Annotated in this window: 11 protein-coding genes; 7 read left to right on the top strand and 4 right to left on the bottom strand. The window is 69.9% G+C overall.

Annotation, left to right across the window (positions count from 1 at the left end):
- Positions 1-60: 60 nt before the first annotated feature.
- Genes L324_RS29945 through cydC form a run of 4 tightly spaced genes read left to right on the top strand, consistent with a single transcriptional unit; the run spans position 61 to position 5429 of the window.
- A complete protein-coding gene (locus tag L324_RS29945) occupies positions 61-1239 on the top strand; it encodes a cytochrome ubiquinol oxidase subunit I (protein ID WP_037316236.1) in 1179 nt (392 codons plus the stop codon).
- A gap of 3 nt (positions 1240-1242) precedes the next feature.
- Positions 1243-2235: a cytochrome d ubiquinol oxidase subunit II gene (locus tag L324_RS29940; RefSeq protein WP_037316235.1), complete on the top strand. Its 993-nt coding sequence runs from the start codon at positions 1243-1245 to the stop codon at positions 2233-2235.
- Between the two features lie 9 nt (positions 2236-2244).
- Positions 2245-3804: a thiol reductant ABC exporter subunit CydD gene (gene cydD / locus L324_RS29935; RefSeq protein WP_051174150.1), complete on the top strand. Its 1560-nt coding sequence runs from the start codon at positions 2245-2247 to the stop codon at positions 3802-3804.
- An 11-nt stretch (positions 3805-3815) separates the two neighbouring features.
- Positions 3816-5429, top strand: a complete 1614-nt coding sequence (gene cydC / locus L324_RS29930; RefSeq protein WP_235783682.1) for a thiol reductant ABC exporter subunit CydC — start codon at positions 3816-3818, stop codon at positions 5427-5429.
- Here the strand turns inward: cydC and L324_RS29925 are convergent.
- The gene (locus tag L324_RS29925) at positions 5340-6245 is read right to left on the bottom strand and encodes a glucosyl-3-phosphoglycerate synthase (RefSeq protein ID WP_051174149.1); all 906 of its coding nucleotides are present in this window, start codon (positions 6243-6245) and stop codon (positions 5340-5342) included. The genes cydC and L324_RS29925 overlap by 90 nt on opposite strands.
- Positions 6246-6296: 51 nt before the next feature.
- Here L324_RS29925 and L324_RS29920 point away from each other — a divergent pair, with 51 nt between their 5' ends.
- Positions 6297-6971, top strand: a complete 675-nt coding sequence (locus tag L324_RS29920; RefSeq protein WP_037316233.1) for a lysophospholipid acyltransferase family protein — start codon at positions 6297-6299, stop codon at positions 6969-6971.
- A gap of 73 nt (positions 6972-7044) precedes the next feature.
- Here the strand turns inward: L324_RS29920 and L324_RS29915 are convergent, their stop codons facing one another.
- The 3 genes from L324_RS29915 to L324_RS29905 form a co-directional block, all read right to left on the bottom strand.
- Positions 7045-7623 carry an LOG family protein gene (locus L324_RS29915; RefSeq protein ID WP_037316230.1) on the bottom strand — a complete coding sequence of 193 codons (579 nt, stop codon included), beginning with the start codon at positions 7621-7623 and terminating at the stop codon, positions 7045-7047.
- Complete coding sequence (locus tag L324_RS29910; RefSeq protein WP_037316226.1) at positions 7623-8408, bottom strand: LOG family protein; 786 nt, start codon at positions 8406-8408, stop codon at positions 7623-7625. The genes L324_RS29915 and L324_RS29910 overlap by 1 nt, the downstream gene beginning before the upstream one ends.
- A 112-nt stretch (positions 8409-8520) precedes the next feature.
- Positions 8521-10383, bottom strand: coding sequence for a glycoside hydrolase family 9 protein (locus tag L324_RS29905; RefSeq protein WP_037316222.1), 1863 nt, complete (start codon positions 10381-10383; stop codon positions 8521-8523).
- A 182-nt stretch (positions 10384-10565) separates the two neighbouring features.
- On the opposite strand from L324_RS29905, the gene L324_RS29900 reads away from it, so the two are divergent.
- Both L324_RS29900 and L324_RS29895 read left to right on the top strand, forming a co-directional pair.
- Positions 10566-10775, top strand: coding sequence for a DUF397 domain-containing protein (locus tag L324_RS29900; RefSeq protein ID WP_037316220.1), 210 nt, complete (start codon positions 10566-10568; stop codon positions 10773-10775).
- 37 nt (positions 10776-10812) lie between these two features.
- Positions 10813-12135, top strand: coding sequence for a helix-turn-helix domain-containing protein (locus tag L324_RS29895; RefSeq protein WP_081736513.1), 1323 nt, complete (start codon positions 10813-10815; stop codon positions 12133-12135).
- Positions 12136-12141 lie beyond the last annotated feature (6 nt).

Below are 12141 nucleotides of genomic sequence, written 5' to 3'. Positions count from 1 at the left end.
ACCCTGATTTCATAGATTTGGTGGCTACATGTAGGCAGCCTACGTATACAGTGCATCGGCATGGACGCACTCCCGATCGCGAGACTCCAGTTCGCGACGACGACCTCGTTCCACTTCCTGTTCGTGCTGCTCACACTGGGGCTCGTGACACTCGTCGCGGTGATGCAGACACGCTCCGCATTCGGCGGTAAGCCCGAGCTGATGCGGATGACGCGCTTCTGGGGCAGGCTTTACGTGATCAATTACGCGCTGGGAATCGTCACCGGAATCGTGATGGAATTCCAGTTCGGCCTGACCTGGACCGGTTTGTCCGCGGTCGCGGGCGACGTCTTCGGTGCGCCGCTGGCCATCGAGACACTGGTGGCGTTCTTCGCCGAATCGACCTTCCTGGGGCTGTGGATCTTCGGCTGGGGGCGGCTGAACAAATGGGTCCACCTGGCGCTGATCTGGCTGGTCACGCTCACCGCGTACGCCTCGGCCCTGTTCATCATGGTGGCCAACTCGTTCCTGCAGAACCCGGTCGGCACGCACGCCGAGAACGGGGTGCTGGAACTCGACGATTTCGGCGCGCTGTTCACCAACCCGGCGCTCGCGATGTCGCTGCCGCATGTGCTGAGCGCGGCGCTCATGACCGGCGGGTTCTTCGTCGTCGGCGTCAGCGCGTACCACTTCATCAAGCGCACCAAGGAGATCGAGTTCTTCCGGCGCTCGATGCGGATCGGCGTGCTGACTTCGCTGGTGGGCAGCACGATGGTGATCGGCTTCGGTTTCGCCCAGTTCGGCCCGCTCGGGCTCTACCATCCCGAAAAGCTCAAGTCACCGGGAGCCATGGTCGGCGCCCCGCTGGGGTTCATGATCCAGATCGGCTTCATCGCCTTCCTCGCCTCGATCCTCGGCACACTGCTGCTGTTCCGGAACTGGATCACCAAGGTGCGGCCCCTGCTGTACCTGATGCTGCTGGCCATCCCGCTGCCGTTCGTCGCGGCCATTTTCGGCTGGCTGGTGCGGGAGATCGGCCGTCAGCCGTGGCTGATCCGCGGGCACCTGACCACGGCCGACGCGGTCGCGTCGATCCCCGCGGGGCAGATCCTCTTCTCCTTCATCGCTTTCACGCTGTTGTTCGCGGTACTCGCGATCGCCGATTGGGTGCTGATGTCGCGGGTCGCCAAACGCGGCCCGGAACCCGAAGAAGACGCGGCGCCGCCGCACGCCGAACTTCCCGTCCTGAGCGGAGTCTGACCCATGGTGTTCTTGTGGTGGTGTGTACTCGGTTTCCTGATCTCCGGCTATTTCGCGCTGGCGGGCTACGACTACGGCGTCGGCATGCTGCTCGGCAGGCTCAGCCGTGACGAGGGCGAGAGGCGCCGCGTGCTCGGCGCGTTCGGCCCGTTCTTCCTGGCCAACGAGGTGTGGCTGGTGGCCGCGGTCGGCGTCCTGTTCGGCGCTTTCCCGCATCTGGAGGGAAAAGTGTTCTCCGGGGCCTACCTCCCGGTCGTCACCCTGCTGCTCGGACTGGTCACCTTCACCGCGGCGGTGCAGTTGCGCAGCAGGCGGCCGGACGCCGGACGCGGCACCTGGACACTGGCGATCACCGTCGGTGCCTGGGTGACCGCGGTGTCCTGGGGGATCTTCCTCGGCAATCTCGTCCTCGGACTCCCGCTCGACGCCGCCGGACTGCCGATCGGTGGTGTCCTCGCCGCCTTCGACCCGTACGCGCTGTTGTGGGGAGCCGGGTTCGTCGCGCTGTTCGCCTTGCAGGGCGCGGCTTTCCTCGCGGTCCGGGCGCCCGCCGACTTCACCGCCAGGGCGAACCGGATCGCCAAGGCGCTGCTCGCGCCCGCACTGGCGTTCCTGGTCGTGGCCGTCGGCTGGGGCGCCTTCGAGACCACCGCGTCGTGGACCGTGCTGCCCGCGATCGCGCTGGCGTTCGGCGCGCTGGGGAGCGCGTCCGCCGCACTGCGCGCCGGACGGCACAAGACCGCGCTGATCGCCACGATGGTCTTGTCGGCGTCCCCGGTGCTGGCGGTCGGGACGATGCGCCTGCCGGACGCGCTGGTGTCCTCTGTGGACGGCGGATTCTCGTTGAGCCTGACCGAAGCGGCCACGAGCACCGAGATGCTCGGCCTGCTCACCATCGTCGGTCCGCCCGCGCTGGTGGTGATCGCCGCCGTGCAATGGGTGACGTGGCGGCGGAACGCCGATCCGGTCGATCAGCGCTCGCTACTGCACTTCTAGGAGCCGGTGATGCCACCCCTTCCCGGACTGCGGCGCCATTTCGGCGTACTGGCCGTCCTCGGCACGCTGACCGCCGTGGCGATCGTCGTCCAGGCGGACGGTCTCGCGACGCTGCTCACCGGTGGCGGCGTGAGCTGGACACTCGCGGCCGCCCTCGCGGTCCGGGTGCTGCTCGCCGCCATCCAGGGTTCACTCGGCGGCCGGTTCGCGGCGTCGGTCAAGGCCGGCCTGCGCAAACGGCTGCTCGGCGCGGAAGCGGAGAATCCCGGCGAGGTCGCGACACTGGTGACCAAAGGGATCGACGCCGGTGACGCGTACCTGACCGGCTATCTGCCGACGCTGGTGCTGTCGGCGATCGTGCCGGTCGCGGTGCTCGTCCGGCTGTTCGCCGCGGATCTGACGTCGGCGCTGATCATCACCGCGACACTGCCGCTGATCCCGGTGTTCGCGATCCTGGTCGGGCAGCACACGAAAGCGAAGACGGCCAGGCAGTGGCGGCTGCTTTCCCGGCTGGGCGGGCATTTCCTCGACGTCGTGCGCGGACTGGGCACGCTGAAGGTGTTCGGGCGGGCCGAGGCGCAGGCGAAGACGGTGCGGGCGATGGCCGACGCCCATACGGACGCCACGATGCGCACCCTGCGGGTCGCGTTCCTGTCCGCGCTGGTACTGGAACTGGTGGCGACGCTGTCGGTGGCGCTCGTCGCCGTGCCGATCGGGTTCCGCCTGCTGGAAGGCGGGATGGTGGTGCACACCGCCGTGCTGGTGCTGCTGCTCGCCCCCGAGGCGTACCTGCCGCTGCGCGCGGCCGGGGCGAAGTTCCACGCCAGCGCGGAGGGGCTCGCGACACTGCGGGAGGCGCTGGCGGTCCGGTCGGCGGGCATCGTCCGAGGCTCGCAGGTGGCGCGTAGCGGCGCGCCGGAGATCGTGCTGGAGAAGGTCAGTGTCGCGTACGGCGACCACGTCGTCCTGTCCGAAGTGGACATGACGATCGGGGCGGGCGAGCACGTCGCCCTCGTCGGCCCCAGCGGTTCCGGGAAGAGCACGCTGCTGGCGGTCTTGCTGGGCTTCGTCACGCCGACGTCCGGCCGGGTCCTCGTCGACGGCGTCGACCTGCGCGAACTGGATCCGGGGCCGTGGCGGGCCGCGACGGCGTGGGTGCCGCAGCGGCCGACGTTGTTCACCGGCACCGTCGAGCAGAACATCGCCATGGGCCAGGTGCCGGACGTCCAGGCGGCGGCCCGCGCGGCGGCGTTCGACGAGGTCGCGCGGGGCCTTCCCGACGGCTACCGGACGCGGATCGGGGAGCTGGGCGCGCCGCTTTCGGCGGGACAACGGCAGCGGCTCGGCCTCGCGCGGGCACTGGCCCGCACCGAAGCGGGGCTGGTGCTGCTCGACGAGCCGACGGCGCGGCTCGACGGGGGGACGGAGGCCGCCGTGCTCGGCGCGACCCGCGAACTGCTCATCGGCCGGACCGCGGTGCTCGTGGCCCATCGGCCCGCGATGGCCGCGCTCGCCCGCCGGGTACTCGAAGTGCGTGACGGGTCCATAAGGGAACGGGAACTGGTGTGAACGTCTGGGGAGTGTCCACAAAGGATATCGTGCGGCTGGTGCGGGCCGGGCTGATCGCCTCCGGCTCCGAACTGGCCGGGCTCGCGCTGATGGCCACCGCCGCGTGGCTACTGCTGAAGGCGGCCGAGCAGCCTCCGCTGGCTTCGCTGACCGTGGCGATCGTCGCCGTCCGGACGCTGGCGTTGCTGCGCGGCGGCCTGCGGTACGCCGAGCGGCTCGCCGGGCACGAAGTCGTCCTGCGTTACCTCGGCGCGTTGCGGACCCGCGTGTACACCTCCTTGCTGCCACACCGGGTCTCCCGGCATTCCGGCGGCGATCTGGTGACCCGGCTGGTGTCCGATGTGGACGCCGTACAGGACGCGATCCTGCGCTGCCTCCTGCCCGCCGGGGTCGCCGCGTTCGTCGGACTGGCCTCGACCGCGGTCGCGCTGATCGCCAGTCCGGCGGCCGGGCTCACCTTGGCGCTCGGTCTCGCCGTCGCGGGGATCGGTCTGCCGTGGCTGTGCGTGCGGATCACCCGCACGGCGGCGGAAGCGAGCGCTCCGGCGCGGGCCGACCTCGCCGAGCGGACGGTCGCCCTGATCACCGGGCGGCGGGAGCTGATCGCCTACGGCGTCCACGCGTCCACTGTGGACGAAGCGCATACCGCCGTCGACGCGCTCGCCGCGCGGGACCGGGCGACGGCGAACCGGACCAGCCTGCTGACCGCGGCCGGAATGCTGGTCCAGCTGCTCACCTGCGTCACGATCGCGCTGGTCGCCGGGGTTTCGCCGCCGCTGACGGCGGCACTGGCGCTCGGCGCGCTGACCGTGTTCGAGCTGGTCCTCCCGTTGACCGCGGCGGCCCAGCGCTGGGTCGAGGTCCGGGCTTCGGCCGAGCGGGTGCGCGCGCTGCTGACCGAACCCGCTCCCCCGCGCGGCACCCTGGTGCCCGAGCCCGGGCATCTGCGGCTCGAAGGGGTCGGCGTGCGGTTCCCCGGCCGGGCGCCGGCGCTGGAAGACGTCGACCTCGACTTGCCGCCGGGGAAGCGGGTCGGGATCCTGGGGCCCAGCGGCGCCGGGAAGACGACGGTGCTGAACGTGCTGCTCGGGGCCGTGGCGCCGACGTCGGGGCGCGTGGTGCTGAACGGGAGGCCGCTCGACGAGTACGACCCCACGCTGCTGCCGTCGGTGGTTTCGGGCGCGCTCGCGGACGCGCACGTCTTCCACACGACGGTCCGGGAGAACCTGCTGCTCGCGAAGCCCGGCGCTTCGGACGCCGAGCTGCTCGAAGCGTGCGCGACGGCGGGTTTCGACCTGCCGCTGGACCGCGAGGTCGGCTCGGACGGTGACACGCTGTCCGGCGGGCAGCACCAGCGGCTCGTGCTGGCGCGGGCGGTGCTGGCCGCGCCGCCGGTCCTGGTGCTGGACGAGCCCGTCGAGGGCCTGGACCCCGAGCACGGCGACGCCGTCCTGGCCGACGTCCTCGCGGCCGCGCGCGGCACCGTCGTTCTCGTGACGCACCGTGAAGCCCACGTGGCGGGCTTCGACGAGGTCCTACGACTCGGTCAACCCGAGTACTTCCCGCATCGGCGGCCGGTCGCTGACCGAGATCTCGGCCACCTCCGGCAGCCATTCGTCCTCTGAATGCACGAATTGGGTGAGCTGAGCGGGGTCGTCCGACTTGATACCGCAGCGTGCCAGTGCGGTCCCGAGGATCTGCCGCGCCATGACGCCCAGCTGAAGCAGCGAACGGTTGCGATGCTTGCGTACGCCGAGGTTGACCTGTGCGAGTCCGTCGAGGCCGTAGCGCGCTTCGGCGTCGAGGATGAGTCCGATCTCGACGCCGTACCCGGCCGCGAAGGGCACTGACTCGAGGAACTCGCGCGTCGCGGCGTACTCGCCGCCCAGGGGCTGGATCAGCCCGGACAGCGAGGGGCGCAGCGCCGACAGGACCGGTCGCGCCAGCAGTTCGGTGACGCGGCCCCCGCCGCTGCTCTCCAGCCTCAGCGGCCGCCGGTAGAAGCCCTTGACCAGGTGGACGCCGTCCTCGCAGAGCAGCGGACCGAGCAGGGTCGGCACGAACGCCGGATCCGGGTCGACCAGGTCGGAGTCGAGGAACACGAGCACGTCGCCGGTCGTGGCGGCCAGCGACCGCCACAGCACCTCGCCCTTGCCCGGCACCGGTGGGAACGCGGGGAGCACGTCCTCGCGGTGCACCACTCGCGCGCCGGCGCGTTCGGCGCGCTCCGCGGTCGCGTCGGTGGAGCCGGAGTCCATCACGATCAGCTCGTCGACGACCGTCCCCAGCAAGGGCCGCACCGTGCCCACGACCTCGGCGACGGTGTCCTCTTCGTCGAGTGCCGGTAGCACGACCGAAACCGTCCGGTCACCCTTCGCAGCGACGATGTCGTCGAGCGTCCACCCGGGGTTCTGCCACGTACGCCGCTCGAACCAACTCATGAGTAGTGATCGTGCCATGCTGGAGCCCGACACCCTGTCGATGGAGGAACCTTGCTACCGCTACTCGTCCGATTCGTGCTGGGCCCGCTGGTCAGGGCGCTGTACCGCCCCGAGATCCGCGGCGTGGAGAACATCCCCGCCTCCGGCCCGGTGCTGTTGGCACCCAACCACCGGGCGGCGCTGGACACCGGCGTGATCACTTTCACGGCGATGCGGCAGGTCAAGTTCCTCGGCAAGGCGGAGTACTTCACCGGCCGCGGGCTCAAGGGCAAACTGATGGCGGGCTTCCTGGGTGGCCTCGGCTACGTCCCGGTCGAACGCGGCAACGCGCAGGCCGGTCTCGCCGCGCTGGAGGCGGCGCGGAAGGTGCTCGACGCGGACGGCGCGTTCGCGATCTACCCCGAGGGCACCCGCTCGCTGGACGGGCGGCTGCACCGCGGCCACACCGGTGTCGCGGCCCTGGCGCTGGCGACCGGCGCGAAGGTCGTCCCCGTCGCGCTGTCCGGCACCGAGAACCTGCAGCCCGCGGGCAAACGCATCCCGCGGCGGACGAAGATCACCGTCACCTACGGCTCGCCTTTGGACTTCTCGCGGTATGAGGGGCAGGACTCGTCGCCGGCGATCCGGCGCTCGGTGACCGACGAGATCATGTACGCGATCCTGGAGCTTTCGGGCCAGGAATACGTCGACTCGTACCACAAACGCCCTGATCAGAGCGCTGCCTAAAGCCCTGGGTACAGCTGGTCGTGAGTGGTAAGTGTCGTTAGAACGACACTTACCACTCACGACCCTCCAAGCCCTACTTCGCCCACTTCGGACGCGGAGGGGGCACGTAGTCCGCGAAGGCGTCCAGAAGGACCGAAGCGTCCGAGTCGATCTTCAGCATGTCCCGGTACCCCGCCGACAAGAAGCCCTCCGACACCATGTGGTCGGCGAACTTCAGCAGCGGCGCGTAGTACCCGCCGACGTCGACCAGCCCGATCGGCTTCTCGTGCAGCCCGAGCTGGGCCCACGTCCACACCTCGAACAGTTCCTCCAGCGTCCCGGCCCCGCCCGGCAGCGCGAGGAAGCCGTCGGACAGCGCGGCCATCTTCGCCTTCCGCTGGTGCATGTCGGCGACGACGTGGAGTTCGGTCAGGCCGGCGTGCGCGATTTCGACGGTGCCCAACGCCTCCGGGATCACGCCGATCACCTCGCCGCCCGCGGCCAGCGCGGCGTCCGCGACGACGCCCATGGTGCCGACCGACGCCCCGCCGTAGACCAGCCCGATCCCCCGCGCCGCCAGCAGCGTGCCCAGTGCCCTGGCCTCGTCGGCATACCGCTGGTCGAAGCCCATCGACGAACCGCAGAAGACGCATACCCTGCGCGGAGCCGCCATCAGTGGGTGTCCTCCCAAGCCTTGTACGAATCCTGCACGACGCGTACGGCGTCTTCGATGTCGTCGGTGACGTGCAGCAGTTCGAGGTCCTTCTGGCCGATCTTGCCCTCGGCGAGCAGCGAACTGGCGATCCAGTCGTACAGGCCGCCCCAGTACTTGCTGCCGAACAGCACGACCGGGAACTTCGTGACCTTCTTCGTCTGCACCAGGGTGAGCGCCTCGAACAGCTCGTCGAGCGTGCCGAAGCCGCCGGGCAGGCAGATGAACGCCTGCGAGTACTTGATGAACATGGTCTTGCGGGCGAAGAAGTACCGGAAGTTGACACCCAGGTCGACCCACGGGTTCATGCCCTGCTCGAACGGCAGCTCGATGCCGAGGCCGACGGAGAACCCACCCGCCTCGTTGGCGCCGCGGTTCACCGCCTCCATCGCGCCGGGGCCGCCGCCGGTCATCACCGCGAAGCCGGCGTTGGCGAGCGCGCCGCCGATCTTGCGGCCGAGTTCGTACTCCGGGTGGTCCCGTTTGGTCCGCGCCGAACCGAACACCGTCACCGCGCGCGGGACCTCGGCCAGCGCGCCGAAGCCCTCGACGAACTCCGCCTGGATCCGCAGCACCCGCCACGGGTCGGTGTGCACCCAGTCGCTCGGCCCGCGTGAGTCCAGCAGGCGCTGGTCGGTGGTGCTGCCCTGGTCACGGCGATCCCGCCGCAGCACGACCGGGCCCTTGTGGCGCTCGATCGGACGTTCCGGGTACTGGCCGTCGGGGAACTCGCTTGTCTCACTCACCCCGCCAAGACTACGACGTCGTCACCGTCCGGAGCGGTGGCATCGCCGCGAACAGGAGTTGTCGCCTACCCGAACGTGGGGCTCGCGCCGATCCGCGAGCCCCACGTTCCGATCAGGACCGTCCCGCCAGCGCGAACGCGAGCATCGCCGTCGAGGTGAAGTCGATGGCGGGCTCGTTACTCGGCCACGAAGCGAGGTCGTCGGTGTAGCGCGACTCGGTCGTGTCGAAGGCGTCGTACGGCTTCGTGCACTCCTTCGCCCCGGCAGGGAACGGCAGATCCGCGAAGTGCTCCGCCCCGTTCGGACCGTTCACGACGGCGCCGTAGAGCACCTTCTCCTCACCCGCGAGGTTGGCCGCCTGGTGATGCGGGCACTTCGGCGACGTCGTGCCGACGCCGACGACCAGCGAGATACCCCACGCGTTCGCGCCGAGGGTGAAGTTCCGCTGCTGCGAGCCGAACGCGGCGTACCGGCGGTCACCGGTCACCTCCGCGTACAGCCGCTCGGTCGCGGCGAACCCGAAGCTCTTGCTGGCGGCGTCGAAGTCCTTCACCGACACGGCCGTCCGGAAAGGACTCTGAGCCGCACTCGCGACACCTTCGTCGAGCTGGCGCCGGAGGTCGCCGATCAGTTCCTTCGGGCCGAGCGCGGTACCCGGGACACCGTGCCGCAGGAGCTTCGCCAGTTCGGCGTGCGCCAGCGCGCTGGTGTCGTACAGGTTGAGCGTGCTCTTCTCTTCGAGGTCGATGTAGGCCTTCGCCCAGTGCGCCGCCTGCCGGGTCCACTCCGCCGCCCGCGGATCCCGCAATGCCTTGCCCGCCAGGGCGAGCTGCGTGGCGCCGAGTTCCATGTCGTCCCGCCAGGACGATTCCGGGTAGTACGCGTGCGGGAACGCGGTGACGAGCTCGCCGACGTTCTCGGTCTTGGCCTGCGCGAAGACCGACACGGCCTCGGCGAAATACTTCCTCGCCAGCGCCGGATTCCGCCTCGCCTCGACCTGCGCGCCGAGCGCGAACGCGGCGGCGACACGGCCGGCGAGGTTCGGGCTGAGCGGGGAACCGCCGGGATTCGCCGGGAAGACGGGCCGGTGCTTCACGAAGTACTTGGGGTCACCGGGTTTCACGTCGAGCGCGTCGTCGTCGTGGGGATTGCGCCAGACGTCGTGGTCACCGAGGAAACCGAACTTGTCGCTGCCAGTGCCGATCCCGACCTGGGCGTACAGCGTCTTGGTCCGCTGGTCCCACATCTTGTCCAGCCAGTCGAGGCCGAGCGTGACCTCCTTGGCCAGCACGGGGTCGTAGCCTTCGCGCAGGACGTAACCCATCTCCGCCAGCGAGTACGCCGTGTTCGAGGTGAACTTGACGAAGTCGCCCGCGTCGACCCAGCCGCCCTCGACGTCGATCGGCCCGCCGACCGGCTTCAGCGGCTCGGCGATCTCGTCGCCGCCCTCGCCGACGAACACCGGCCGGTCGTAGATCGTGGCCTGCTTGTCCGCCAGATGCGACGGTTTGCGGTCGAGACGGCCGGGGACGATGTCGTCACCGTCGCGCTGCGCCTGGAAGAACTCGTTGGTGGCACGGACGAGCGGCGTGAAGAGCCGCTGCTTCGTGTCCACCCGGAACGTCGGCGACGTCGCCTTGGTCTCGCCGCTGACCTCGATCCGGTACTTGCCCGGCAGCCAGACCTTCGACAGGTCGAGCTGGTACACCGCCGGGTACTTCGCGTTCCACGCGCCGAGCGAGACGCCGGTCCGTCCACGATGGACGGTCCGGCCGCGTTCGTCGACCACCGAGAACGACCCCGGCGCGCTGGACAGAAGGTAGGCGTACTTGGTTTCGGTGATGCCGTAGCCGACCTGATCGACCCGGACCTCCCCTTGCACCGCCGCCACGGCCGAAACCGCCGGCACCGTCAAACCCCCGAGGACCAGTGCCGAAACCGCGGCCACCGCCCGGGACCAGGAACTCACCATCATCGGCGCCCCGCTCGTTATTAGTTAAGAAAGTTTCCTTTTTATGGCGCAAGACGCTAGCCCGCGGGACACCCCGAGTCAATATGTCCGTTTCACCCGACGGGAGGGTTTGGTTGCCCGTGGGAAAGCCACAGGGTTCGAAGCGCTGTTCGCGGGTATCCGACAGATGACCGAATGGAGCTTCGATGACCCTCACCTGGCACGAGCGCTTGTCCGGCTGGCACAAGTCGAGCTATACGCATTTCGAAGAGAACGCCTGCGTCGAAGTAGGCACCGACGGCGCGTTCGTCGGCATCCGGGACACCAAGCAGCGCGAACTCCCGGCCGAGGTCAGGCCGGTTCTCGTGGTCCCCGCGAGTGGTTTCGCCGCGCTTCTCACTCACCTGTCCGGCTGAACCGGGCTCCGGGACGGAAATCGTCTACCGTGGTCCGATGCCGTCCCTGCGAACCGAGGCCGAACCACTCGGCGCGCGGATCCGGCGGTTGCGCAAGGCGCGCGGGCTCACCCAGCGTGAGCTCGCCGAGCCCCGCTACGACCGCGGTTTCCTCGCCAAAGTCGAGTCCGGCAGCAGGGTGCCCTCCGACGACGTCCTGGCCCATCTCGCGCACCGGCTCGGGCTGACCGCGGACGAACTCCGCTACGGCAGGCCGCCGGGCGCGGCCGAGGAACTCACCGGCGCGCTCGAAACGGCGTATCGCGAGTTGCAGCAGGGCGGCCTCGACGCGGCCGAGCGGGAGTTCACCCGGATAGAACGGCTGGCGGCGGCGTACCGGCTGCCGGAGGTTCAATGCCACGCGCGGTTCTATCTCGGCGAAGTCCAGTGGCAGCGCTACGACATCCCGTCGGCGGCCGAGGGATTCGCCCACGCGATGGAACTCGCCGAAACGGCGTCGCCGCGGTTGCGCGCGATGATCGTCAACCGGGTCGCCGCCTGCCGTGCGCTCTCCGGCGACCTGGGCGCGTCGGTGGCCCTCGTCGAAACCGCGCTCGCCCGGCTCCGCGCCACCACGCCCGTCGATCCCGACGCCGAACTGGCCCTGGTGACCGCGCTCATCCACCCGCTCATCGAAATGGGCGCGCTCCGCCGCGCCCGGCGAGCCGCCGAAGAAGGGCGGCGCGCGCTCGCCTCCGCCCACCGCAAGGACATCTCCGCGCGCTACCACCGGCAGGCCGCGCAACTGTGGCAGGCGATCGGCCTGGTCGATCGCGCCGAAAAGGACCTTTCCCGGGCGTTGCGACTGTTCACTTCGATCGGTTACGACCGCGACGCCGCCCGGAGCCGCTGGGCGCGCGGCTTCCTGTGGCGACGGCTGGGCAAACTCGACGACGCGCACGCCGAACTCCTGCTCGCTCGCGACCTCCTGGCCAAGGCCGGCTCCCGGGAAGGCGTACTCGGGGCGACGATCGAACTCGCCGACGTCCGCCGCCGCCAAGGCGCGCTCGACGAAGCGGCCGCACTCGCCGAGGGGATCCGCCCGCTTCTGGATCGATCCCCCGACATCGAAGCCAGGGCCGAGGTTCTCCGCCTACTGGGACTCATCGCCCGCGCCCGCGGCGATCTGCCCGAGGCGACCGCGTTGCTCGAAGAAGCCGCCACCGCACAGGAAGAGTCCGAACTGCGCGGCGCGCTCGTGGCGACCTCGCTGCATTTGGGCGACACCTTGCGCGCCCGCGGACTCCTCGACGAGGCGGCGGCCGCGTATCGACGCGGTGTTCGCGCGGCCGCTATGTCCGATTCCGGGCCGCTGGACTGAAAACCA

The organism is Amycolatopsis orientalis DSM 40040 = KCTC 9412, assembly GCF_000478275.1.
Classification (GTDB): Bacteria; Actinomycetota; Actinomycetes; order Mycobacteriales; family Pseudonocardiaceae; genus Amycolatopsis; species Amycolatopsis orientalis.
Note: the sequence above shows the minus strand (reverse complement) of the source record. Positions and strands in the feature narration are given on the sequence as shown.

Bases quoted from the DNA above. Each gene is read 5' to 3' on its own strand.
- L324_RS29945 (WP_037316236.1), top strand. From the start codon at position 61: ATGGACGCACTCCCGATCGCGAGACTCCAGTTCGCGACGACGACCTCG.
- L324_RS29940 (WP_037316235.1), top strand. From the start codon at position 1,243: ATGGTGTTCTTGTGGTGGTGTGTACTCGGTTTCCTGATCTCCGGCTAT.
- cydD (WP_051174150.1), top strand. From the start codon at position 2,245: ATGCCACCCCTTCCCGGACTGCGGCGCCATTTCGGCGTACTGGCCGTC.
- L324_RS29925 (WP_051174149.1), bottom strand. From the start codon at position 6,245: ATGAGTTGGTTCGAGCGGCGTACGTGGCAGAACCCCGGGTGGACGCTC.
- L324_RS29915 (WP_037316230.1), bottom strand. From the start codon at position 7,623: ATGGCGGCTCCGCGCAGGGTATGCGTCTTCTGCGGTTCGTCGATGGGC.
- L324_RS29905 (WP_037316222.1), bottom strand. From the start codon at position 10,383: ATGATGGTGAGTTCCTGGTCCCGGGCGGTGGCCGCGGTTTCGGCACTG.
- L324_RS29900 (WP_037316220.1), top strand. From the start codon at position 10,566: ATGACCCTCACCTGGCACGAGCGCTTGTCCGGCTGGCACAAGTCGAGC.
- L324_RS29895 (WP_081736513.1), top strand. From the start codon at position 10,813: ATGCCGTCCCTGCGAACCGAGGCCGAACCACTCGGCGCGCGGATCCGG.